The 23,811-nt window shown below is 62.0% G+C and carries 21 protein-coding genes; 13 read left to right on the forward strand and 8 right to left on the reverse strand.

The genetic code is table 11. The annotated features are described in order from the left end of the window. Both LOY50_RS08010 and LOY50_RS08015 read left to right on the forward strand, forming a co-directional pair. Nucleotides 1-408, forward strand: coding sequence for a hypothetical protein (locus LOY50_RS08010; RefSeq protein ID WP_258690591.1), 408 nt, complete (start codon nucleotides 1-3; stop codon nucleotides 406-408). Nucleotides 409-863: 455 nt separating this feature from the next. Beyond that, complete coding sequence (locus LOY50_RS08015) at nucleotides 864-2,957, forward strand: LTA synthase family protein (RefSeq protein WP_253472468.1); 2,094 nt, start codon at nucleotides 864-866, stop codon at nucleotides 2,955-2,957. Between the two features lie 64 nt (nucleotides 2,958-3,021). Here the strand turns inward: LOY50_RS08015 and LOY50_RS08020 are convergent, their stop codons facing one another. Then, nucleotides 3,022-3,174 carry a DUF3309 family protein gene (locus tag LOY50_RS08020; RefSeq protein WP_253472471.1) on the reverse strand — a complete coding sequence of 51 codons (153 nt, stop codon included), beginning with the start codon at nucleotides 3,172-3,174 and terminating at the stop codon, nucleotides 3,022-3,024. A 312-nt stretch (nucleotides 3,175-3,486) separates the two neighbouring features. Between LOY50_RS08020 and LOY50_RS08025 the strand changes: the two genes are divergently transcribed. From LOY50_RS08025 to csrA, 3 genes are all read left to right on the forward strand, one after another. Continuing rightward, nucleotides 3,487-4,302 (forward strand): SDR family oxidoreductase, encoded by an 816-nt coding sequence (locus tag LOY50_RS08025; protein ID WP_003199173.1) that lies wholly within the window; start codon nucleotides 3,487-3,489, stop codon nucleotides 4,300-4,302. Nucleotides 4,303-4,359: 57 nt separating this feature from the next. Further along, nucleotides 4,360-4,692 carry a YnfA family protein gene (locus tag LOY50_RS08030; RefSeq protein ID WP_214510871.1) on the forward strand — a complete coding sequence of 111 codons (333 nt, stop codon included), beginning with the start codon at nucleotides 4,360-4,362 and terminating at the stop codon, nucleotides 4,690-4,692. 151 nt (nucleotides 4,693-4,843) lie between these two features. Further along, nucleotides 4,844-5,044, forward strand: a complete 201-nt coding sequence (csrA, locus tag LOY50_RS08035; protein ID WP_003199177.1) for a carbon storage regulator CsrA — start codon at nucleotides 4,844-4,846, stop codon at nucleotides 5,042-5,044. On the opposite strand, the gene LOY50_RS08040 is transcribed toward csrA, so the two are convergent. The 5 genes from LOY50_RS08040 to mnmC form a co-directional block, all read right to left on the reverse strand. Further along, a complete protein-coding gene (locus LOY50_RS08040; protein WP_003199186.1) occupies nucleotides 5,033-5,260 on the reverse strand; it encodes a YheU family protein in 228 nt (75 codons plus the stop codon). The two genes, csrA and LOY50_RS08040, sit on opposite strands and share 12 nt — an antisense overlap. 211 nt (nucleotides 5,261-5,471) lie before the next feature. Beyond that, nucleotides 5,472-6,662 (reverse strand): osmoprotectant NAGGN system M42 family peptidase, encoded by a 1,191-nt coding sequence (locus LOY50_RS08045; RefSeq protein WP_063322377.1) that lies wholly within the window; start codon nucleotides 6,660-6,662, stop codon nucleotides 5,472-5,474. Between the two features lie 187 nt (nucleotides 6,663-6,849). Beyond that, nucleotides 6,850-8,595 carry an N-acetylglutaminylglutamine synthetase gene (gene ngg, locus LOY50_RS08050; RefSeq protein ID WP_258690592.1) on the reverse strand — a complete coding sequence of 582 codons (1,746 nt, stop codon included), beginning with the start codon at nucleotides 8,593-8,595 and terminating at the stop codon, nucleotides 6,850-6,852. A gap of 3 nt (nucleotides 8,596-8,598) precedes the next feature. Continuing rightward, the gene (locus LOY50_RS08055) at nucleotides 8,599-10,371 is read right to left on the reverse strand and encodes an N-acetylglutaminylglutamine amidotransferase (RefSeq protein ID WP_258690593.1); all 1,773 of its coding nucleotides are present in this window, start codon (nucleotides 10,369-10,371) and stop codon (nucleotides 8,599-8,601) included. Nucleotides 10,372-10,649: 278 nt separating this feature from the next. After that, nucleotides 10,650-12,632 carry a bifunctional tRNA (5-methylaminomethyl-2-thiouridine)(34)-methyltransferase MnmD/FAD-dependent 5-carboxymethylaminomethyl-2-thiouridine(34) oxidoreductase MnmC gene (gene mnmC, locus LOY50_RS08060; protein WP_258690594.1) on the reverse strand — a complete coding sequence of 661 codons (1,983 nt, stop codon included), beginning with the start codon at nucleotides 12,630-12,632 and terminating at the stop codon, nucleotides 10,650-10,652. 516 nt (nucleotides 12,633-13,148) lie between these two features. Between mnmC and pap the strand changes: the two genes are divergently transcribed. Both pap and LOY50_RS08070 read left to right on the forward strand, forming a co-directional pair. Further along, nucleotides 13,149-14,663 carry a polyphosphate:AMP phosphotransferase gene (gene pap, locus LOY50_RS08065; protein WP_258690595.1) on the forward strand — a complete coding sequence of 505 codons (1,515 nt, stop codon included), beginning with the start codon at nucleotides 13,149-13,151 and terminating at the stop codon, nucleotides 14,661-14,663. A gap of 103 nt (nucleotides 14,664-14,766) precedes the next feature. Then, the gene (locus tag LOY50_RS08070; protein WP_258690596.1) at nucleotides 14,767-15,951 is read left to right on the forward strand and encodes a thiolase family protein; all 1,185 of its coding nucleotides are present in this window, start codon (nucleotides 14,767-14,769) and stop codon (nucleotides 15,949-15,951) included. Between the two features lie 189 nt (nucleotides 15,952-16,140). On the opposite strand, the gene LOY50_RS08075 is transcribed toward LOY50_RS08070, so the two are convergent. Continuing rightward, nucleotides 16,141-16,338 (reverse strand): DUF6316 family protein, encoded by a 198-nt coding sequence (locus LOY50_RS08075; RefSeq protein ID WP_253472489.1) that lies wholly within the window; start codon nucleotides 16,336-16,338, stop codon nucleotides 16,141-16,143. A gap of 190 nt (nucleotides 16,339-16,528) precedes the next feature. Here LOY50_RS08075 and LOY50_RS08080 point away from each other — a divergent pair, with 190 nt between their 5' ends. Continuing rightward, nucleotides 16,529-17,491 (forward strand): DMT family transporter, encoded by a 963-nt coding sequence (locus LOY50_RS08080; protein WP_258690597.1) that lies wholly within the window; start codon nucleotides 16,529-16,531, stop codon nucleotides 17,489-17,491. A 174-nt stretch (nucleotides 17,492-17,665) separates the two neighbouring features. Here LOY50_RS08080 and LOY50_RS08085 read toward each other — a convergent pair whose 3' ends face one another. Further along, nucleotides 17,666-19,060, reverse strand: a complete 1,395-nt coding sequence (locus tag LOY50_RS08085; protein WP_253472495.1) for a class II fumarate hydratase — start codon at nucleotides 19,058-19,060, stop codon at nucleotides 17,666-17,668. 202 nt (nucleotides 19,061-19,262) lie between these two features. On the opposite strand from LOY50_RS08085, the gene LOY50_RS08090 reads away from it, so the two are divergent. From LOY50_RS08090 to LOY50_RS08110, 5 genes are all read left to right on the forward strand, one after another. After that, complete coding sequence (locus LOY50_RS08090; protein ID WP_214510769.1) at nucleotides 19,263-19,790, forward strand: DUF2059 domain-containing protein; 528 nt, start codon at nucleotides 19,263-19,265, stop codon at nucleotides 19,788-19,790. Between the two features lie 12 nt (nucleotides 19,791-19,802). After that, the gene (locus LOY50_RS08095) at nucleotides 19,803-20,102 is read left to right on the forward strand and encodes a BolA family transcriptional regulator (RefSeq protein WP_014337210.1); all 300 of its coding nucleotides are present in this window, start codon (nucleotides 19,803-19,805) and stop codon (nucleotides 20,100-20,102) included. A gap of 260 nt (nucleotides 20,103-20,362) precedes the next feature. Beyond that, nucleotides 20,363-21,304 (forward strand): rhodanese-related sulfurtransferase, encoded by a 942-nt coding sequence (locus tag LOY50_RS08100; protein ID WP_214510770.1) that lies wholly within the window; start codon nucleotides 20,363-20,365, stop codon nucleotides 21,302-21,304. A 36-nt stretch (nucleotides 21,305-21,340) separates the two neighbouring features. Further along, nucleotides 21,341-21,943: a DsbA family protein gene (locus LOY50_RS08105; protein ID WP_258691213.1), complete on the forward strand. Its 603-nt coding sequence runs from the start codon at nucleotides 21,341-21,343 to the stop codon at nucleotides 21,941-21,943. Then, nucleotides 21,936-23,762 (forward strand): ABC transporter ATP-binding protein, encoded by a 1,827-nt coding sequence (locus LOY50_RS08110; RefSeq protein WP_214510771.1) that lies wholly within the window; start codon nucleotides 21,936-21,938, stop codon nucleotides 23,760-23,762. Before LOY50_RS08105 ends, LOY50_RS08110 begins: the two co-directional genes overlap by 8 nt. Nucleotides 23,763-23,811: the final 49 nt, after the last annotated feature.

Here is a 23,811-nt window from a genome sequence, read left to right on the forward strand (position 1 = left end):
ATGACCGCCATCGCTCGTATCACCCTGCTCACGCTCGTCATGGGCCTGAGCGCTTGTGCGGTCCAGCGTCCGTCGGAGCCCTCGGCACCGCTGCCACCGATCCCGCCGTCGACCCCGACCAGCAAACCGGTCCCGTCCACACCGCCGGGCAAACCTGTCATCCCGAACAAACCGGCCAAACCGCTGCCGCGTACTTCCGCCAGCTTCGCCCCACCGCCGGGTGGCAACAGCCATTGGGACGCCAAGCTTGGGGTCTATGTGCTGGACAACCAGACGAACACGTTCTATCGCCAGCGTACCTATTACCGCTGGAACAACGGCTGGAGCCGTTCCGTGAGCCCGAATGGTCCGTGGGAAGACACCTCCATCGAAGGCGTGCCAGCGGGTCTTGGACGCCAGTTTCATTGACAATGATCGTTTTCACACTGGACTGGAAGTGATCGGCAACCCAGTGGCGAGGGCGCTTGCTCCCGCTGGGCTGCGTGTAGGAGCTGCCGAAGGCTGCGATCTTTTGATCTTTCGCTTGGGACTCAAGTGTCTAGGGAAAGGTCGCAGCCTCGTCGCACTCGACAGCTCCTACAGAGCCGAGCGGGAGCAAGCTCCCTCGCCACAATAGCGTTCGGCTCAACTTCAGCAGCAGGCCGGGCTTTTTGTGTTTCTGAATATTCTTTGAACGAAATTTTCACAAAATCTTGCGGACAATCCCCCGCGCTCATATCGCCGCCGGTTATTTAATGGCAATGCCATAGCCGTTCGTGCAACATTTGCGCTCTCGCGCAAGCCCCGAGGCCAGGCTTTGGTCAACAGAGGGCGCGCCGTTGTTTCTTTTTGTCACTCCAATTCCGATAGGGTCCTTAAACGACATGGCAATCCCGGACGCCCTGAATCAGCAGCGTACTACGCATCGCCTGCTGCAACCGACCGTCAAATCGCACCTGGCCTACACGTTGCTTTGTGCCTTTGTGATGATGGTCATGTTCAGCCTGCTGCGCGTGGCGCTGCTGGTCTATAACCGCGAGATGATCCTCGACACGCCGGCTTCGACCTTTGTTGAAGCCTTCGTCAACGGCCTGCGTTTCGACTTGCGCCTGGTGGTCTACCTCTGCATCCCGTTGCTGCTGGCGTTGTTCAGCGCAAGGGCCATGGCGGCCCGTGGGTTCTTTCGTTTCTGGCTGACCGTCACTTCCAGCATCGCGCTGTTCCTGGGCTTGATGGAGATGGATTTCTACCGTGAATTCCACCAGCGCCTCAACGGCCTGGTCTTCCAGTATGTAAAGGAAGACCCGAAAACCGTGATGAGCATGCTCTGGTACGGTTTCCCGGTGGTGCGCTACCTGCTGGCGTGGGCCGGCGGCACCATCATCCTCAGCCTGGCATTCAAGGGCGCCGACCGCGCCACGCGTCCCCGTGGGCCGTTCAGTGGCGGCACCATTGGTACCCGGCAGATCGCCCCGTGGTATGGGCGTGTCGCGGTGTTTGTCGTTTGCCTGCTGGTCGCCGTGACCGCCGCGCGCGGCACCTTGCGCCAAGGGCCGCCCCTGCGCTGGGGCGACGTCTACACCACCGATTCGAACTTCGCCAACCAGTTGGGCCTCAACGGCACCTTGTCGCTGGTGGCCGCGGCCAAGAGCCGGATGTCCGAAGACCGCGACAACATCTGGAAAGCCACCCTTGAGCAACCGCTGGCACAGCAGACCGTGCGCGATATGCTGGTGATGCCTGACGATAAACTGGTGGACACCGCGACAGCCGCCGTGCGCCGCGACTACACGCCGCCGGCGGACAAGACCCTGCCGATCAAGAACGTGGTCGTGATTCTCATGGAGAGCATGGCCGGTCACTCGGTGGGTGCCCTGGGCGCGCCGGGCAACATCACGCCTTACCTGGACAAACTGTCCAAGGAAGGCCTGCTGTTCGACCGTTTCTTCTCCAACGGTACCCACACCCACCAAGGCATGTTCGCCACCATGGCGTGCTTCCCGAACCTGCCGGGTTTCGAATACCTGATGCAGACGCCGGAGGGCAGCCACAAGCTGTCGGGCCTGCCGCAACTGCTCAGCGCCCGTGACTACGACGACGTGTACGTCTACAACGGCGATTTTGCCTGGGACAACCAGTCGGGTTTCTTCAGCAGCCAGGGCATGACCACATTCATCGGGCGTAACGACTTCGTGAACCCGGTGTTCTCCGATCCGACCTGGGGCGTGTCCGACCAGGACATGTTCGACCGAGGCCTGATCGAGCTCAAGGCGCGGGAAAACGGCAAGCCGTTCTATGCCTTGCTGCAAACCCTGTCCAACCACACCCCTTATGCGTTGCCGACGCCGTTGCCGGTCGAGCGGGTCACCGACCGTGGCAGCCTGAACGAACACCTGACCGCCATGCGCTACGCCGACTGGGCCCTGGGCCAGTTCTTCGAGAAGGCCCGCAAGGAGCCTTACTTCAAGGAAACCCTGTTCGTCGTGGTCGGCGACCATGGCTTTGGCAACGAACGCCAGATCACCGAGATGGACCTGGGCCGTTTCAACGTGCCGATGCTGTTGATCGGCCCGGGCATCCAGGAAAAATTCGGCCAGCGTAACCACACCGTGGGTACCCAGGTCGACATCGTGCCGACCATCATGGGCCGGATCGGTGGGCAAGTACGGAACCAGTGCTGGGGCCGTGACCTGTTGAACCTGCCGCAAGGCGATCCCGGTTTTGGTGTGATCAAGCCGTCGGGCAGCGAGCAGACCACGGCGATCATCCGCGATGACCACATCCTGGTCCTGCCGAAGGAAAAGGAAATGGAGCCGAAGATGTATCGCTATGAACTGGGCGCCAACCCTGGTGCGGAAATCATCCCGAATGCACCGGACACCGCGCCGATGAAACTCAAGCTCGAATCTTTCCTGCAAACCGCGACCAAGAGCCTGCTGGATAACACCGCCGGCGTCGTTGACGGCAAGCCGGACTGATAAACGGCGTACATAAAAAAAGAGGCCTGCCAAGGCCTCTTTTTTTTTGCGCTTACTTAGTGGTTTATATCTTGCCCAGGAGTAGCAGGACCAACAGCACCACCAACACCACACCGATGATACCGGACGGGCCGTAACCCCAACTTCTGGAGTGCGGGAAGACTGGGAGACCACCGATCAGCAGGAGGATCAGGATAACGATAAGTATTGTGCCCATTGTAGATTTCCTTATTGGTCAGTTCTGGAGTGATACAACTTCCAACTACCAGCGCGCATGCGTTAAATCCGGGCGGCTTAATAAGTCCGACCGTCGCGGCTTGTAGAAAATTCAAAGTTTTTGTAGGAGCTGTCGAGTGAAACGAGGCTGCGATCTTTTTCAGCCTGGAGGAAGACTAAGGATCGCAGCCTCGTTCCACTCGGCAACTCCTACAGTTTGCCCTCGCCATTCAGCAATCTGATGGAGCGTGGGTCCGTTGAACGCCTTCGCTACACTCGGCCTATCTCTCCCGGAACAACAAGGCTGTCTGCTATGCAAAATCGCATGATGATCACTGGTGCCGGCTCTGGCCTGGGTCGCGAAATCGCGCTGCGCTGGGCCCGCGAAGGATGGCGCCTGGCCTTATCGGATGTCAGCGAGCCGGGCCTCGTGGAAACCCTCAAGCTAGTGCGGGGTGCCGGTGGCGACGGCTTCATCCAGCGCTGCGATGTGCGCGACTACAGCCAATTGACTGCGTTTGCCCAGGCCTGCGAAGAGAAGTTCGGCGGTATCGATATCATCGTCAACAATGCCGGCGTGGCCTCGGGCGGCTTCTTCAGTGAACTCTCCCTGGAGGATTGGGACTGGCAGATCGCGATCAACCTGATGGGTGTGGTCAAGGGCTGCAAGGCGTTCCTGCCGCTGCTGGAAAAAAGCCGTGGCAAGATCATCAACATCGCCTCCATGGCAGCCCTGATGCAGGGCCCGGCCATGAGCAACTACAACGTGGCGAAGGCGGGTGTCGTGGCGCTGTCGGAAAGCCTGTTGGTGGAACTGGCGCAGCAGGAAGTTGGCGTACACGTGGTGTGCCCGTCGTTCTTCCAGACCAATCTGCTGGATTCCTTCCGTGGCCCGACCCCGGCCATGAAAGCCCAGGTTGGCAAGTTGCTGGAAAGCTCACCGATCAGCGCCACGGATATTGCCGACTACATCTATCAGCAGGTCGCCCAGGGCCAGTTCATGATCCTGCCCCACGAACAGGGACGCATGGCTTGGGCCCTCAAGCAGAAGAACCCACAGTTGCTGTACGACGAAATGACCGTCATGGCCGACAAGATGCGCGCCAAGGCCCGGCAAAACCTCAATTGACCTGGATGCCCGATGTCCTCAGGATGGCGCCATTCGGCCTTCCTGATGGACATCTGCATGCTCAATTACCTGTGGTTTTTTCTCGCCGCGCTGTTTGAGATCGCGGGCTGCTACGCCTTCTGGATGTGGTTGCGCCAGGGCAAGAGCGCCTGGTGGATCGCCCCGGCGTTGCTCAGCCTCACATTGTTCGCCCTGTTGTTGACCCGCGTCGAAGCGACGTACGCCGGGCGCGCCTACGCCGCCTATGGCGGCCTCTATATCATTGCCTCGATCGGCTGGCTGGCGATGGTCGAGCGAGTGCGACCACTGGGGTCCGACTGGATTGGCGTGGCGCTCTGCGTGTTGGGGGCGAGTGTGATTCTATTCGGCCCGCGGTTCTCGGCGCCCTGAAATAACCGGCGGTCCGACAGGGTTTTGCAGGAAATTTCCGTCAGTCACAAGAACTTTGCTTGTAGGGCCTTACTGAATTCTCGCGGGTGTCTTGAGAACGGGAAACAGGCCGGGCATGGTCAGGGTCCAGACATTCTTAAGGACAAGAACCATGCTTGTATTAAGCCGCGCTGTAGGTGAGTTGATTTCCATCGGTGACGATATTTCCGTCCGTGTGCTGTCGGTCAGCGGCGGCACGGTGCGTTTTGGCGTGGAAGCGCCACGGCACGTCGATGTCCATCGCTCCGAAATCTACGACAAGATCCAGAAGAAAAAGGCCCATGCCACCCGCAAGGCCTGTTCAGTCGAATAGGTGTTTGGGCACGTCGTGCTTGAGCATCAGTTGGCACTGTTCACTTTCGGGGTCGAAGACGATCAACGCCTGGCCCTTGGTCAGGGCTTGCCTGACTCGCAGAACCCGCGTTTCCAGGGGGGTGTCGTCACCATTGTCGGTGCCGTCGCGGGTCACGAAATCCTCGATCAGGCGGGTGAGCGTGTCGACTTCGAGTTGGTCGTGGGGGATGAGCATGGGGTACCTCGGCTAGACAATGGGGCGATGCTACGGCCAATGGGCTTTTGCGGCTAGCCTTGGGTTTTGTGGGGCCTGTTCTGGCCTCATCGCGAGCAAGCTCGCTCCCACATTGGTTCTGCGTCGAGCACAAAGTTCAAGTCCAATGAAGATCAACCTGTGGGAGCGAGCTTGCTCGCGATGGCAATAGCCCAGACAGTGAAATGTTGGATCAGCTATCGGAACGCTGCCCCACCAGGCTATCCACCGATGGCACCCGGGTATCACTTTCCATCTGGGTATCGTGTTCGATCTGATGACTGAAGCGGTCCAGTGAGCCTTGGGCTGGTTGCGCGTCGCTGGCGAACACCGGCGGGCTGAGGATGTAGGCGCCGAGCAGGCGACTGAGGGCGGCCAGGCTGTCGATGTGGGTGCGTTCGTAGCCATGGGTGGCGTCGCAGCCGAAGGCGAGCAGGGCGGTACGGATATCGTGGCCGGCGGTGATGGCTGAATGAGCGTCGCTGAAGTAGTAGCGGAACAGGTCGCGGCGTGCCGGTACCTCGTTCTCCTTGGCCAGTTTCAGCAAGTGCCGCGACAGATGGTAGTCGTAGGGGCCTCCGGAGTCCTGCATTGCCACGCTGACCGAATGTTCGCTTGAGTGCTGGCCAGGGGCGACGGGCGCGATGTCGATGCCGACGAATTCGCTGACATCCCAGGGCAGTGCGGCGGCCGCACCGCTGCCGGTTTCCTCGGTGATGGTGAACAGTGGGTGACAATCGATCAGCAGTTCTTCACCGCTGTCGACAATCGCCTTGAGCGCCGCTAGCAACGCCGCGACCCCAGCCTTGTCGTCCAGGTGCCGGGCGCTGATGTGGCCGCTTTCGGTGAATTCCGGCAAGGGATCGAAGGCGACGTAATCGCCGATGCCCACCCCCAGGGTTTCGCAATCGGCGCGGGTGGCGCAATAGGCGTCCAGGCGCAGCTCGATGTGGTCCCAACTGATGGGCAGCTCATCCACGGCGGTGTTGAACGCGTGCCCGGACGCCATCAACGGCAGCACGCTGCCACGGATCACGCCGGTGTCGGTGAACAGGCTGACCCGGCTGCCTTCGGCAAAGCGGCTGGACCAGCAACCCACCGGCGCCAGGGTCAGGCGGCCGTTGTCCTTGATGGCCCGTACCGAGGCACCGATGGTATCCAGGTGCGCCGACACGGCCCGGTCGGGGCTGCTCTTGCGCCCCTTGAGCGTGGCGCGGATCGTGCCACGGCGAGTCATTTCAAAAGCGATACCCAGCTCTTCGAGCCGCTCGGCGACATAACGCACGATGGTGTCGGTAAAGCCGGTAGGGCTGGGAATGGCGAGCATCTCCAGCAGGACCTTTTGCAGGTATTCGAGATCCGGTTCGGGAATTTTACTGATCATGGAAACTCCTGATGGGTTGAGCGCATCGATGGTTTCGATGAGTGTGTCCGACTGTTGAATGGCGGTGCCTGAACCAGCTCATCGCGAGCAAGCTCGCTCCCACAGAACACAGAATGTGTAAACACCAGAAATCCCATGTGGGAGCGAGCTTGCTCGCGATGGCGTCTGTTCAGGCACTACACCTCTGCTAGGCCACCGTCTGGCTATGGGGAAACAACAAATCCACAAAGCGCTCGGCGGTAGGTTGTGGTTCGTGGTTGGCCAGGCCTGCGCGTTCGTTGGCTTCGATGAACACGTACTCGGGTTGATCGGCCGCCGGCACCAGCAGGTCGAGGCCGACCATGGGGATGTCCAACGCCCGGGCGGCGCGCACCGCTGCATCGACCAGGGTCGGATGCAGGATCCCGGTGACATCCTCCAGCACGCCGCCGGTATGCAGGTTCGCCGTACGCCGTACGAACAGGTGCTCCCCGGCGGGCAGCACGCTGTCGTAGTCGAACCCCGCCGCGCTGAGCGTGCGCAAGGTCTCGGCATCCATCGGGATTTTGCTTTCGCCGCCCGTGGCCGCTTGCCGTCGGCGGCTCTGGGCTTCGATCAGCGCACCGATGGTGTGCCGGCCATCGCCGATCACCTCCGCCGGGCGCCGGATCGCCGCCGCCACCACTTCAAAACCGATCACCAGGATGCGCAGGTCCAGCCCCTCGTGGAAACTTTCCAGCAAGACCTGGCTATCGAACTGCCGGGCCGCTTCGATGGCGCTCTGCACCTCCTCGATGGTGTGCAAATCCACCGCCACGCCTTGGCCCTGTTCACCGTCCAGCGGCTTGACTACCACCCGTTCGTGCTCGTCGAGAAACGCCAGGTTGTCATCGGCATTGCCCGCCAACTGTTGGGCCGGCAGGTTCAGGCCGGCGTTTTTCAGCACTTTGTGGGTCAGGCTTTTGTTCTGGCACAGCGTCATGCTGATGGCGCTGGTCAGGTCGCTCAAGGATTCGCGGCATCGGACCCGGCGGCTGCCATGGACCAGGGTGAACAAGCCGGCCTCGGCATCGTCCACCTGCACGTCGATGCCTCGGCGGTGAGCTTCTTCGACAATGATTCGCGCATAAGGGTTGAACTGCGCTTCGGGGCCTGGCCCCAGGAACAACGGCTGGTTGATGCCGTTCTTGCGTTTGATGGCGAAGGTCGAAAGATTGCGAAAACCGAGTTTGGCGTAGAGGTTTTTCGCCAGGCGATTGTCGTGCAACACCGACAGGTCGAGGTAACTCAAGCCACGGCTCATGAAATGCTCGATGAGGTGACGCACCAGCACTTCGCCAACACCGGGCCGCGGACATTGCGGGTCGACGGCCAGGCACCAGAGGCTGCTGCCGTTTTCCGGGTCGTTGAAGGCCTTCTGGTGATTCAGGCCCATGACGCTGCCGATCACCGCACCGGTGTCGTTATCTTCGGCCAGCCAGTAGACCGGGCCGCCCTCATGGCGCGGGGTCAGGCGCAGTGGGTCGATAGGCAACATGCCCCGGGCCTGGTAGAGCTGGTTGATGGCCTGCCAGTCGGTCTCGCTCTGGGCCCGGCGAATCCGGAAACCGCGAAACACCCGGGTGGACTGGCGATAGTCGCTGAACCACAAGCGCAAGGTGTCGGACGGATCGAGGAACAGTTGTGCCGGTTCCAGCCCCAGCACTTGCTGGGGTGCGGCCACGTACAAGGCAATGTCCCTTTCGCCGGGTTGTTCGTTGAGCAGTTCCCGGGCCAGGCTCGCCGGGTCCGGGAAGGTATGGCCGATCAACAGTCGGCCCCAGCCGCAATGCACCGCGATCGGGTCGGCGCCCAATTCGCTGCCGTCTTCGGCCAGGCGTGCCTGCAGGCGTTCGTAGGAGGGCGCCTGGCCGCGCAAGAGGCGTTGGTTGTGAACGGTTGCGTGAGGTTTCATCGATCAGATTCCTTGCTCGCTGAGCCACAGGTTCAGCGCCGCCAGTTGCCACAGTCGCGAGCCGCGCAATGGCGTGAGCTGGCCGTTGGGGTCGGTGAGCAGGCGGTCGAGCATGGCCGGGTTGAACAGGCCGCGATCCTGGCTCGGGTCCAGCAGCAGTTCGCGGACCCAGGCCAGCGTATTGCCTTCCAGGTGCTTGAGGCCTGGCACCGGGAAATAGCCTTTCTTGCGGTCGATCACCTCGCTGGGGATCACCCGCCGGGCGGCTTCCTTGAGCACCTGTTTGCCGCCATCGGGCAGCTTGAACTTCGCCGGGACCCTGGCCGAAAGTTCCACCAGGCGGTAGTCCAGGAAGGGCGTGCGGGCTTCCAGGCCCCAGGCCATGGTCATGTTGTCGACGCGCTTGACCGGGTCGTCCACCAGCATCACGGTGCTGTCCAGGCGCAGGGCCTTGTCTACCGCCGCATCGGCCCCGGGCTGGGCGAAATGTTCTTTGACGAAGTCACCGGCCGCGTCGTTGGCCGTCAGCCATTTGGGCTGCACGGTGGCGGCATATTCTTCGTAGCTGCGGTCGAAGAACGCGGCGCGATAGGCCGCGTACGGATCGCTGGCGCCATCGACCTGCGGGTACCAGTGGTAACCGGCGAACAGCTCGTCGGCGCCCTGGCCGCTTTGCACCACTTTGCAGTGCTTGGCCACTTCCCGCGACAGCAGGTAGAAGGCGATGCAGTCGTGGCTGACCATCGGCTCGCTCATGGCACGGAACGCTGCCGGCAGTTGCTCGATGATCTCTTTTTCGTCGATACGCAGTTGGTGGTGGCGGGTGCCGTAGTGCTTGGCGATCAGGTCCGAATACTGGAACTCGTCACCGCGCTCGCCGCCAGCATCCTGGAAACCGATAGAGAAGGTCGACAGGTCTTCTACGCCGACTTCCCGCAGCAGGCCCACGAGCATGCTCGAATCCACGCCACCGGAAAGCAGTACGCCGACATCCACGGCGGCGCGTTGGCGAATGGCGACCGCTTCACGGGTGCTGTCGAGCACGCGGTCGATCCAGTCTTCCAGGTTCAGGTGCTGTTCGTCGGCCCGTGGTCCGTAGGGCAGGGTCCACCAGGTTTTCTGCTCGGTGCTGCCGTCGGCTTCGATGCGCATCCAGGTGGCGGGAGGCAGTTTTTCAACACCGGCCAGCAAGGTGCGGGGTGCCGGGACCACCGCGTGGAAATTCAGGTAATGATTGAGAGCCACCGGGTCGAGCATCGGGTTGATGTCGCCGCCCTTGAGCAGCGCCGGCAATGCCGAGGCGAAACGTAGCCGTTGGCTGGTGCGCGACAGGTACAGCGGCTTCACGCCGAGGCGATCGCGGGCGATGAATAGCCGCTTGGCATCGCGTTCCCAGATGGCGAAGGCGAACATGCCGTTGAGCTTGGGCAGCAGCGCTTCGCCCCAGGCGTGATAGCCCTTGAGCAGCACTTCGGTGTCGCCACCGGAATAGAAGCTGTAGCCTAGGGCTTCGAGCTCGCTGCGCAGTTCCGGGTAGTTGTAGATCGCGCCGTTGAAGGCCAGGGACAGGCCCAGCTGATTGTCGATCATCGGCTGGGCCGAGCCGTCCGACAGGTCCATGATTTTCAGGCGCCGATGGCCCAGGGCAATCGGCCCCTGGCTATGAAAACCCCAGGCGTCGGGGCCGCGAGGGGCCAGGTGATGGGTGATTCGCTCTACGGCCGCAAGGTCCGCAGGTTGTTGATCGAAACGTAACTCTCCAGCTAATCCGCACATAAGTCCTTACCGGTTTTTCCGTTGGGGAGGGGTCAAGCCGCACCCGCCAAAAGGGCGGGTACCCTGAAACTGACCGGAGGGATTGCTGTGAGTTTTAGATCGATGCGTTATAAGCCGGCGGGTAGGGGGTGCCCCATGCCTCACGGGATAAGAGGAACCTGTGGGAGCGAGCTTGCTCGCGATAGCAGTGGGGCAGTCAACTCAGATGCCAACTGATCCACCGCCATCGCGAGCAAGCTCGCTCCCACAAGGGATTGGGGCACACCATTAAATGGGTGTTAGACCTTGCCCCGAATCAATGCCCGCAACGCGAACCGGTTCGGATGGCAGGCCTCGGCCACGCTGCGGGGCAGTGGCAGGGGTTCGTTGTCCAGCCAGGCGGCGATCAGTTCGCCCGACAGCGGGGCGGTGATCAGGCCTCGGGAACCGTGGCCGCTGTTGATGTACAGGCCATCGAGCCACGGGCAGGGAGTGTCTGGCACCTGTCGGGCGTCCTTGCCGAGGGCCGCATAGGCCTCGGTAAAGGCCGGGCGGTCCGCTAATGGGCCGACAATCGGCAGGTAATCCGGGCTGGTGCAACGGAATGCCGCACGGCCTTCGAGGCGTTCCGGGTCCAGGCTACCGGCGTTCAGGCGGTCCACCAGGTCCAGGGAGATTTCTTCGAGCATCTGCAGGTTGCCGGCGTGCTCGGCAGCGGTGGGCGTCAGGTCGTCGTTGTTGAAGTCGAAACTGGCGCCCAGGGTGTGCTCACCCAGCCGCGGCGGAGCCACATAGCCTTCGGCGCACACCACGGTCGCCAGGCTCTGGCTGCGGCTGGTTTGCGGCAGTCGGGTGATTTGCCCGCGAATGCGCTTGAGCGGCAAGTCGGCGGCCGGTTCGAAACGTTTGATTTCGGCGGCGCTGGCGAGGATCGCCACCGGCGCGCTGGCCAGGCATCGTTCGCCGTCCCATGCCTGCCAATGGCCGTCCACGCGGCGCAGTTGCAGCACTTCATGATGGGGCTGTACGTCGATCGCCGTGCGTGAGGCTTGCCAGCGACACAACGCCGGTGGATGCACCCAGCCGCCCTCGGGATAAAACAGACCACCAGAGGCCAGGCCGATGCCGGACCGCACCTGCGCCTCGGACTGATCGAGGGTGTGCAGCAAATCCCTTGGGAACGCCTCGGCCAGTTGCGCCTGACGCTCGGCTTCCTTGCTGTTGAAGGCCAGTTGCAAGACGCCGCAGGCGTCCCAGTCAGTGCCGCGTTGCAGTTGCTCCAGCACGCGCCGGGTGTAACCGAAGCCGCTGAGGATCATCTGCGACAACGCCGTGCCGTGGGCCGAAAGCTTGAGATACAGCACACCCTGGGGGTTGCCGGAAGCTTCTTCGGCCAACCCGGCATGACGCTCCAGCAGCGTCACCTGCCAGCCACGCGCGGCGAGGCTGGCGGCGCTGGCACAACCGGCCAGGCCGCCGCCGATCACCAGTGCCCGGCGTTCGCCGGTCAGCGCGGCGGGGCGGGCGTACCAGGGTTTTGCCGAGGACGGCGCCGGTGTCTGCTCCGGCCAGCCGAGAAACACACCGCGCAGGATTTCCCACTTATGACCAATGCCCGGCGTGCGCTTCATCTTGAAGCCTGCCGCGTTCAGCAACCGCCGGACCCAACCGGTGCTGGTGAAGGTGCTGAGGGTAGCGTCGGGGGCGGCCAGCCGGGCCAGTTCGGCGAACAGCTCGGCGGTCCACATCTCGGGGTTCCTGGCCGGCGCGAAGCCGTCGAGGAACCAGGCGTCGATCTGTCCGTCCAGCTGCGGCAACTGCTCCAGGGCATCGCCGATCAACAGGGTCAGCGTCACCCGTCCGCCTGCCAGGACCAGGCGCTGGAAACCCTGGTGGATGGCCACGTACTGCTCAAGCAATTGCTCAGCCTGAAGGCTCAGTTGGGGCCACAAGGCCAGGGCCCGGCGCAGGTCCTCGGGGCTCAAGGGATACTTCTCGACACTGACGAAATGCAGTCGGGCGCCTGCCGGTGCGCACTGTTCGAACAGCTGCCAGGCGCAGAGGAAATTCAAGCCGGTGCCAAATCCGGTTTCGCCGATCACCAGCCGCCCGTCATCGGCCAGGGCCGCGAAACGCTCGGCCAGGTTGTTCTGCTCAAGGAATACATAACGGGTTTCTTCCAGCCCCGACTGGTCGGAAAAATACACATCGTCGAACACCCGCGAACGCGGGCGACCCTGATCATCCCAGTCGAGTTGGGCGTGTTGCTGGATGGGCGTCATGGCTGGCTCGGTCAAAACTGAGCGGCCATTCTAGCCGATCGATTGCCGATTGCTCCGGTGCATACGCATCTGTAGGAGCTGTCGAGTGCAACGAGGCTGCGATCTTGTCCCGAACAATTGAGTCGAAAGCGAACGATCAAGATCAAAAGATCGCAGCCTCGCTTCGCTCGGCAGCTCCTACACAAAGCACACGGGCCGCATCCAATCTGTAGGAGCTGTCGAGTGCAACGAGGCTGCGATCTTGCCCCAGTCAATTGAGTCGAAAGCGAACGATCAAGATCAAAAGATCGCAGCCTCGCTTCGCTCGGCAGCTCCTACACAAAGCACACGGGCCGCGTCCAATCTGTAGGAGCTGTCGAGTGCAACGAGGCTGCGATCTTGTTCCGAACAATTGAGTCGAAAGCGAACGATCAAGATCAAAAGATCGCAGCCTCGCTTCGCTCGGCAGCTCCTACACAAAGCACACGGGCCGCATCCAATCCGCTAGTCTTGGCCCATCCCCGGAAGGAGCTGCCCATGTTTGAATCCGCTGAAATCGGTCATGTCATTGATAAAGACACCTTCGAGGCCGAAGTGCCGGCCCTGCGTGAAGCGTTGCTGGAGGCGCAGTTCGAGTTGCAGCAGCAGGGCCGGTTCCCGGTCATCGTGCTGATCAATGGCATCGAAGGCGCGGGCAAGGGCGAGACGGTGAAGTTGCTCAACGAGTGGATGGATCCGCGGCTGATCGAAGTGCGCACCTTTGACCAACAGACCGACGAGGAATTGGCGCGGCCTCCGGCGTGGCGCTATTGGCGAATGCTGCCGGCCAAGGGGCGCATGGGAATTTTCTTCGGCAACTGGTACAGCCAGATGCTGCAGGGCCGGGTCCATGGCGAGTTCAAGGACCCACGGCTCGACCAGGCGATTGCCGGTGCCGAGCGCCTGGAAAAAATGCTTTGCGACGAAGGCGCACTGATCTTCAAGTTCTGGTTCCACCTGTCCAAGAAGCAGATGAAGGCCCGGCTCAAGGGGCTCAAGGATGACCCACTGCACAGCTGGCGCATCAGCCCGCTGGACTGGCAGCAGTCCCAGACCTACGACAAGTTCGTCAAATACGGCGAGCGTGTGCTGCGCCGCACCAGTCGCGATTACGCCCCGTGGCATGTGATCGAAGGCGTGGACAGTTATTACCGCAGCCTCACCGTCGGGCGGATCCTGCTCGACGGCTTGCGCCAGGCCCTGGACCGTCCGAAGGTCAAACCGCAAAAGGTCGGCGTGGCGCCGCTGCCCGCGCTGGACGGCCAGGTCACGCTGCTCGACAGCTTGGACATGACCCGTCGCCTGGACAAGGCCGATTACGAAGAACAGCTGATCACCGAGCAGGCGCGGTTCGCCGGCCTGCTGCGGGACAAGCGCATGCGCCAGCATTCCTTGGTGGCGGTGTTCGAGGGCAATGATGCGGCAGGCAAGGGCGGGGCGATCCGGCGGGTCGCGGCAGCCCTGGACCCGCGTCAATACAGCATCGTGCCGATTGCCGCGCCCACTGAAGAAGAGCGCGCCCACCCCTACATGTGGCGGTTCTGGCGGCATATTCCCGCGCGGGGCAAGTTCACCATGTTCGACCGCTCCTGGTACGGCCGGGTGCTGGTGGAGCGGGTCGAAGGGTTTTGCAGCCAGGCCGACTGGCTGCGGGCCTACGGAGAAATCAACGACTTCGAGGAGCAGGTTGCCGATGCCGGCGTGGTGGTGGTCAAGTTCTGGCTGGCCATCGACAAGGAGACCCAACTGGAGCGTTTCCAGGAACGCGAGGACATCCCGTTCAAGCGCTTCAAGATCACCGAGGATGACTGGCGCAACCGCGACAAGTGGGACGCTTACCGGGCCGCCGTGTGCGACATGGTCGACCGCACCAGCACCGAGATTTCCCCTTGGACATTGGTGGAAGCCAACGACAAGCGCTGGGCGCGGGTCAAGGTGTTGCGCACCCTCAACCAGGCGCTGGAGGCGGCTTTCGAGCGAAGTGCAAAGCAGGCTCGCAAGAAGAAGGGCTAGGGCGATGGGTGCGCATACGCGGGGTGAATGATTGTCGCAGTCGGTTATGCAGTGGATTTATGCTCGATTCACTCTCAACCGACTCCAACAATGAGGTACAGCCATGCGTGAAGTGGTGATCGTCGACAGCGTACGGACCGGCCTGGCCAAGTCCTTTCGCGGCAAGTTCAACATGACCCGTCCAGACGACATGGCGGCCCATTGTGTCGATGCCTTGCTGGCGCGCAACGACATCAACCCGGCCAGTGTCGAGGACTGCATCGTCGGGGCCGGGTCCAATGAAGGCGCCCAGGGCTACAACATCGGGCGCAACGTGGCGGTGCTCTCGCGATTGGGCACCGGCACCGCCGGCATGACCCTCAACCGCTTCTGTTCCTCGGGCCTGCAAGCCATTGCCATCGCCGCCAACCAGATCGCTTCCGGTTGCAGCGACATCATCGTGGCGGGCGGCGTGGAATCCATCAGCCTGACGATGAAAAGCGTCAACACCGACCACCTGATCAACCCGCTGCTCAAGGAGCAGGTGCCCGGGATCTATTTCCCCATGGGCCAGACGGCCGAGATCGTTGCCCGTCGTTACCAGGTCAGCCGCGAGGAACAGGACCGCTACGCCTTGCAGAGCCAGCAGCGCACCGCCAAGGCCCAGGCGGCCGGGTTGTTCGATGACGAAATCATCTCGATGGCGGTCAAGTACCGGGTCGAGGACAAGAACACTGGCGCAGTGCAGATCCTCGACGGTGTGGTCGATCGCGACGATTGCAATCGCCCGGACACCACCTACGAAAGCCTGGCAGGCCTGAAGCCGGTGTTCGCCGAAGACGGTTCGGTGACGGCGGGCAACTCGTCGCAGTTGTCCGACGGGGCTTCGATGACCTTGGTGATGAGCCTGGAAAAGGCCCTGGCGCTGGGGCTCAAGCCCAAGGCGTTTTTCCGTGGTTTCACCGTGGCCGGTTGCGAGCCGGACGAGATGGGCATCGGCCCGGTGTTTTCAGTGCCCAAGCTGCTCAAGGCCAAGGGCTTGCAGATCGCCGATATCGATCTGTGGGAACTCAACGAGGCCTTTGCTTCCCAGTGCCTGTACAGCCGCAACCGACTGGAAATCGATCCCGAGAAATACAACGTCAACGGCGGCTCGATCTCCATCGGCCATCCATTCGGCATGACCGGCTCGCGGCAAGTGGGGCATCTGGTGCGCGAGCTGCAACGACGCAACCTGTGCTACGGCATCGTGACCATGTGCGTGGGTGGCGGGATGGGGGCTACGGGGTTGTTTGAGGCGGTGAGATAGCCACGGGCTTATGGCGCCAGAGGCTTTTGTGGCCATGGAGCTTTGGTGGCGAGGGAGCTTGCTCCCGCTCGGCTGCGAAGCAGGCGCCAAGCGGCCGATGCGGTTTATTGATGGGGCAGGGGCCGCTTCGCGACCCAGCGGGAGCAAGCTCCCTCGCCACAAGAGCGCGGAGCCAGCCATGGGTTTGACTTAGCTGGCAACCTGAGTCAACTGCTGCATCCGCTGGATATACGCTGCTATCTCCATTTCTGCCGCCTCGCGGGTGGCGAACGGACCCTCCTGGGTGCCCTCACGTGTATTGAAATAAAACTCGCCGTTAACCCGGCAGATCCGGTCACTGCGAAAAATAGTCGTAGGGGCGGGATCCAAGGCGCGTTTTCCAAGCATGTCGGGTCTCCAGAGCGCAGCGAGGTCTGTTTCAAATGAGCATATGTGTTGTCCCTGATTCCCGCCTGTCCAGCCGATCGACGGCTACGACCCCTACAATCCCATGGGCGGCCTTTGCCCAACTGTCCCTGTGTCGTGACGCAATAGACGCCTAGAATGGACGTCCTTTGTCTTGGGCTTCGAGGGTTGCATGCACATATCGTCCGGTCGCTGGGTCTACGGTCTGTTCCTCGCCCTGCTGACTGCCCTGCTCTGGGGAATCCTGCCGATCAAGCTCAAGCAAGTGCTGCAAGTGATGGACCCGGTCACCGTGACCTGGTTTCGCTTGCTGGTGTCCGGCGGTTTGCTGTTCATCTATTTGGCCGCCACCCGGCGCCTGCCCAGTCACAAGGTCCTTGGCCCACGCGGCGGCTGGCTGGTGGCGATGGCGGTGCTCGGGCTGGTGGGCAACTACGTGTTGTACCTGATGGGCCTGAACCGCTTGAGCCCCGGCACCGCACAACTGGTGGTGCAGATGGGGCCGATCATGTTGCTGGTCGCCAGCCTGTTCGTGTTCAAGGAGCGTTTCAGCGTGGGGCAGGGCATCGGCCTGCTGGTGTTGCTGATCGGTTTTACGCTGTTTTTCAACCAGCGCCTGGGCGAGTTGCTGACGTCCCTGAGCGACTACACCGCCGGAGTGCTGATGGTGTTGCTGGCGTCGACGGTCTGGACGTTTTATGCCCTGGGCCAGAAGCAACTGTTGACGGTGTGGAATTCGTTGCAGGTGATGATGGTGATCTACCTGTTCTGTGCGTTGCTGCTCACGCCCTGGGTGCATCCGTTGGAGGCGCTGCAATTGAGCCCGTTGCAAGGCTGGCTGTTGCTCGCATGTTGCCTCAACACCCTGATTGCCTATGGCGCGTTTGCCGAAGCCTTGGCCCATTGGGAGGCGTCGCGGGTTAGTGCGACCCTGGCGATCACGCCGCTGGTGACGTTCGCCGCAGTGGCGATGGCGGCTTGGTGGTGGCCTGATTATGTCCATGCCGAGCAGATCAATCTGCTGGGGTATGGCGGGGCGGTGCTGGTGGTGCTGGGGTCGGCGCTGGTTGCCCTGGGCCCGTCGCTGATCGCCGGGCTCAGGGCCAGGCGCGAGCGTTTGGCTGTCGGGCGTTAGCCCGCTGTGGGAGCGAGCTTGCTCGCGATGGCGGTCTGTCAGGCAACAGTGATGTCGAGCCTGCCGGCCTCATCGCGAGCAAGCTCGCTCCCACAGTGATCTTCAGTGGACGCAATAGGCCCCCTTGTGGGAGCGAGCTTGCTCGCGATAGCGGCCTATCGCTCAACGCAACACTCAGCCCTGGCTACCCGCCTCCAGCATATTCTCCGGCCGCACCCAGGCATCGAACTCTTCATCGGTCAGGTACCCCAGTTGCAGCGCCGCCTCACGCAGGGTCAAGCCTTCGCCATAGGCTTTCTTGGCGATTTCCGCAGACTTGTCGTAGCCGATGTGCGGGTTCAGTGCAGTCACCAGCATCAACCCACGCTCCAGGTGCGCGGCCATCTGCTCGGCATCCGGTTCGAGCCCGGCGATGCAGTGCTGCTGGAAGTTGCTGCAGCCATCGGCCAGCAGGCGAATCGATTGCAACAGGTTGTGGATGATCACCGGTTTGAACACGTTCAACTGCAAATGCCCCTGGCTGGCGGCAAAGCCGACGGTCACGTCGTTGCCCATGACCTGGCAGGCCAGCATCGACAAGGCTTCGCACTGGGTCGGGTTGACCTTGCCGGGCATGATGGAACTGCCCGGTTCGTTGGCCGGCAGTTTCACCTCGGCGAACCCGGCCCGGGGTCCGGAGCCCAGCAGGCGCAGGTCGTTGGCAATCTTCATCAAGGTCACGGCGAGGGTTTTCAGTGCGCCGGACAGGGACGTCAGGGGTTCATGGCCGGCCAGCGCGGCAAACTTGTTCGGCGCGGTGACGAACGGCAGGCCCGACAGCGCCGCCAGTTCAGCGGCAATCGCTTCGCCGAAACCATGGGGTGAATTGAGCCCGGTGCCGACCGCCGTGCCGCCCTGGGCGAGTTCGCAGACCGCCGGTAGCGCGGCGCGGATCGCTCGTTCGGCGTAATCGAGTTGGGCAATGAACGCCGACAGTTCCTGGCCAAAGGTGATTGGCGTGGCATCCATCATGTGGGTACGGCCAGTCTTGACCAGCTTCATGTAGCGCGCCGCCAGTTCCGCCAGGCCTCCGGACAGCTCGCTGATGGCCGGGAGCAATTGCTGGTGGACGGCCTGGGCGGCAGCAATGTGCATCGCGGTGGGGAAGCAGTCGTTGGAACTCTGCGAGCGGTTGACGTGGTCGTTGGGGTGCACGGGGCTCTTGCCGCCGCGGGGGTTGCCGGCCAGTTCGTTGGCGCGCCCGGCAATCACCTCGTTGACGTTCATGTTGCTCTGGGTTCCGCTGCCGGTCTGCCAGACCACCAGTGGAAACTGGTCGTCATGCTGGCCGTCGAGCACTTCGTCGGCGGCCTGTTCGATCAGGCGGGCGATGTCGGCGGGGAGGTCGCCATTGCGATCATTGACCCGTGCGGCGGCTTTCTTGATCAGTGCCAAGGCGTGCAATACCGACAGCGGCATGCGTTCGTTGCCAATGGCGAAGTTGATCATGGAACGCTGCGTCTGGGCGCCCCAGTAGGCGTCGTCCGGGACTTCAACCTGGCCAAGGCTGTCGGTTTCGATACGGCTCATCGGGTCAAACTCCTTAAGGGCTGAATGCGCAGTTTAGGCCCAGATGGGCGGCACCGGTTCCCTCAATCATCCCTCAATCTAGGGGCGGTGGGTTCGGCCCGTCAATCGGACCCGGCAAGCATCGGGGTTGAGGCCCAGCGTTTTTTAGGCGCAGAATGGTCGCCCTTGGGGTTTTACCTCGCCTGTAATGAAAGGAAACTCGATGACCCGTCTTCGTGCCATCTGTACCGCAGTTGCTCTGGTGTGTGCCAGCGGCCCTGTTTTCGCCGATACCGCCAGCCACAACGCCAGCGCCGAAGCGTTCCTGACCCTGGCGCACGCCGACAAACTGGGCACTCCGGTATATATGCAAGTGCAGCAGATGTTTGCCCAGCGCTTTGAACAGACCAAGGCCCCTGAGTCGAAAAAAGCCACCCTGGAAACCTACCAGGCCAAGGCCAATGCCGCGTTGGACCAAGCTATCGGCTGGAACAAGCTCAAGCCGGACATGGTCAAGCTCTACACCAGCAACTTCAGCGAATCGGAGCTCAAGGACCTGGTTGCTTTCTATCAATCGCCACTGGGCAAGAAAGTCCTGGAAAAAATGCCGCAGCTGACCCAGCAATCGGCCCAACTGACCCAGGCCAAGCTTGAAAGCGCGGTACCGGTGGTCAACAAGCTGCTGGCGGACATGACGGCCGAGCTCGAGCCAAAAGCCGCCGCCCCTGCCCCTGCCAAGAAAAAGCCGTAAGCGGAGCCTGGTATGAGCATGCAACAACGCATCGAATCGACACTCGGGCTCTTGCAGCCCGAGCACTTGCAAGTGCTGGATGAAAGCCACATGCACAGCCGTGGCCTGCAGACCCACTTCAAGGCCGTGGTGGTCAGCCAGCAGTTCGAAGGGCTCAATCGCGTCAAGCGCCACCAGAAGGTCTACGGCACGCTGGGCGAGCTGATGGGCGAATTCCATGCGTTGGCGCTGCACACCTACACCCCCGAAGAATGGGCCCAGATCGACGCAGCCCCGGCTTCGCCGACGTGTGCCGGTGGCAGCAAGCACTGAGCTGGTAACCTGTTCTTAATGGCGAGGAGGCTTTTGTGGCGAGGGAGCTTGCTCCCGCTGGGCTGCGAAGCGGCCCCCTGAGCGACGGCTTCGCCGTCGAACGGGAGCAAGCTCCCTCGCCACAATTGATCCGACCCCACGGAGCGTGCAGCTCCTAAAGCCACATTGTTTTTGTTAGAATCCGCAACGCGCCTTCCCGGGCGCGTTTTTTTTCGCATCCGGTTCACCCTTTACGAGGGTAGCCACCTGGAGAAACACCCATGGCACAACCTATTGTCGTGGCGGCACTGTATAAGTTCGTCACCCTTGAAGATTACGTCGAGCTGCGTGAGCCCTTGCTCAAGGCCATGCTCGACAACGGCATCAAAGGCACGTTGCTGATCGCCGACGAAGGCATCAACGGCACGGTCTCCGGCACTCGCGAAGGCATCGACGGCCTGCTGGCCTGGCTCAAGAACGATCCGCGCATGATCGACATCGACCATAAAGAGTCGTACTGCGATGAACAGCCGTTCTACCGCACCAAGGTCAAGCTCAAAAAAGAAATCGTCACCCTCGGCGTCGAAGGCGTGGACCCTAACAAGCAGGTCGGCACCTATGTCGAACCACAGGACTGGAACGCGCTGATCAGCGATCCGGAAGTGTTGTTGATCGACACCCGTAACGATTACGAAGTGTCCATTGGCACCTTCGAGGGCGCCATCGACCCCAAGACCACCAGCTTTCGTGAATTCCCTGAATACATCAAGGCCAACTTCGACCCGGCCAGGCACAAGAAAGTCGCGATGTTCTGCACCGGCGGCATTCGTTGTGAAAAAGCCTCCAGCTACATGCTCGGCCAGGGGTTCGACGAGGTCTATCACCTCAAGGGCGGCATCCTGAAATACCTCGAAGAGGTCCCTCGGGAAGAAACCAAGTGGCGCGGCGACTGCTTCGTGTTCGACAACCGCGTAACCGTCCGCCACGACCTCAGCGAAGGGGACTACGATCAATGTCACGCTTGTCGTACTCCGGTAAGCGTAGAAGACCGCGCCTCGGAGCACTATGTGCCTGGCATCAGTTGCCCGCACTGCTGGGATAAACTGAGCGAGAAGACCCGTCGCAGCGCCATCGACCGGCAGAAGCAGATCGAGTTGGCCAAGGCTCGCAACATGCCGCACCCGATCGGCTACAACTACAAGCAAACATCTTCCGAGGCTTGAACCATGGCGTCACGCCTGCTCTATGTGATGGACCCGATGTGTTCCTGGTGCTGGGGCTTTGCGCCGGTGGCCGAGGCGTTGGTAGAGCAGGCGCAGGCCGCGGGGGTGGAGTTGCACCTGGTGGTGGGTGGTTTGCGCACCGGCAGCGGTTCGGCGCTGGAGCCGACTACCCGGCGCTACATTCTTGAACACTGGCAGGCGGTCATCCAGGCCACCGGCCAGCCCTTCAAGCTTGAAGGCGCGTTGCCGGACGGTTTCGTCTACGACACCGAGCCTGCCTGCCGGGCACTGGTCACGGCCCGCAGCCTGGCCCCGGACCTGGCCTGGAAGTTGGTGAAGCTGATCCAGCAGGCTTTTTATGTGCAAGGTCGCGATGTGACCCACGCCAGCGTGCTGGTGGAGCTGGCCGAACAGGCCGGGCTGCCCCGCATCGAATTCGCCGCGGCCTTCGATCGCGCCGATCAACATGCGGCCACCGCTGCGGATTTCACCTGGGTACAGGACCTGGGCATTGCCGGGTTCCCGACACTGTTGGCCGAGCGTGATGGCCAGTTGGCCTTGCTGACCAACGGTTACCAGCCCCTGAGCCAACTGTCGCCTTTGCTTGGCCGCTGGCTGGAGCGCGCGACCTGTGCCTGATCGGCCGCCAGATACATCGGCCTCGCAGCGCATCGACCGGTTGAGTTGGGCGGAAATCCGTCGCCTGGCCCTCAAGCATAAAAAAGCCCTGTGGATCGCCAACGGCGTGGCCGTGCTGGCGACGCTGTGCAGCGTACCGATCCCGTTGCTACTGCCGTTGCTGGTGGATGAAGTCCTGCTGGGGCATGGCGATGCGGCCCTGAAAGTCATGAACCAGGCGTTGCCCATGGGCTGGCAGCGCGCGGCCGGCTACATCGGGCTGATGTTGCTGGCGACCCTGGCCCTGCGCTGTGGCGCATTGCTGTTCAACGTGGTGCAGGCGCGCTTGTTCGCCCGCTTGGCCAAGGACATCGTCTATCGCATTCGCATCCGCTTGATCGAACGTCTCAAGCGAATTTCCCTGGGCGAATACGAAAGCCTGGGCAGCGGCACCGTGGCGGCCCATCTGGTCACCGACCTGGACACCCTGGACAAATTCATCGGCGAAACCCTCAGTCGTTTCCTGGTGGCGATGCTGACCCTGGTGGGCACCGCCGGGATCCTGGTGTGGATGCACTGGGAGCTGGCGTTGCTGATCCTGCTGTTCAATCCGCTGGTGATCTACGCCACGGTGCAGCTGGGCAAGCGGGTCAAGCACCTCAAGAGGCTGGAGAACGACAGCACCTCGCGCTTCACCCAAGCCTTGACCGAAACCCTGGATGCCATCCAGGAAGTGCGCGCCGGTAACCGCCAGGGGTATTTCCTTGGCCGCTTGGGGATGCGCGCCAAGGAGGTCCGCGATTACGCCGTGAGTTCGCAGTGGAAAACCGATGCCTCGAACCGCGCCAGTGGTCTGCTGTTCCAGTTCGGCATCGATATTTTTCGCGCAGCGGCCATGCTCACCGTGGTGTTTTCCGACCTGTCCATCGGCCAGATGCTGGCGGTGTTCAGCTATCTCTGGTTCATGATCGGTCCGGTCGAGCAGCTGTTGAACTTGCAGTACGCCTATTACGCCGCCGGTGGTGCCTTGAACCGGATCAATGAACTGCTGGCCCGGGCCGACGAGCCCCAGTACACGGGCGTCGTCGACCCATTCAAGGGTCGTGACACGGTGGGCATCGAGATCCAGGGGCTGAGTTTCGGCTACGGTGAGGAGCTGGTGCTCAACCAGTTGAACCTGTCCATCTCGCCGGGCGAGAAAGTCGCCATCGTCGGGGCCAGCGGCGGCGGCAAGAGCACCCTGGTACAGCTGTTACTGGGACTGTACACGCCACAATCGGGCAGCATTCGTTTTGGTGGCGCCACGCAACAGGAGATCGGCCTGGAGACCATCCGGGAGAATGTTGCAGTGGTGTTGCAACATCCGGCGCTGTTCAACGACACGGTGCGGGCCAACCTCGCCATGGGGCGTGAGTGCAGTGACGACGACTGCTGGCGCGCTCTGGAAATCGCCCAGCTCGATGCCACCGTACGGGCGCTGCCCCAGGGCCTGGAGAGCGTCGTTGGGCGTTCCGGAGTGCGGCTGTCGGGCGGACAGCGTCAACGGCTGGCCATCGCTCGCATGGTATTGGCCGACCCACGGGTGGTGATTCTCGACGAAGCCACCTCGGCACTGGACGCTGCGACCGAGTACAACCTTCACCAGGCATTGGCGCGTTTTTTGAGCGCACGCACCACGCTGATCATCGCCCACCGGCTCTCGGCGGTGAAGCAGGCCGATCGGGTATTGGTGTTCGACGGTGGGCAAATCGCCGAGGACGGCGATCATTTGCAGCTGATTGCCGAAGGTGGCCTGTACGCCCGACTCTATGGTCATTTGCAACAGATTCAGCAGCCTTGAGTTTCTAGCGCTTTTCTGCGCTTAGTATCGGAAAAAAAGCAGGCAAACA

This window comes from Pseudomonas sp. B21-010, from assembly GCF_024749325.1.
GTDB lineage: Bacteria > Pseudomonadota > Gammaproteobacteria > Pseudomonadales > Pseudomonadaceae > Aquipseudomonas > Aquipseudomonas kilonensis.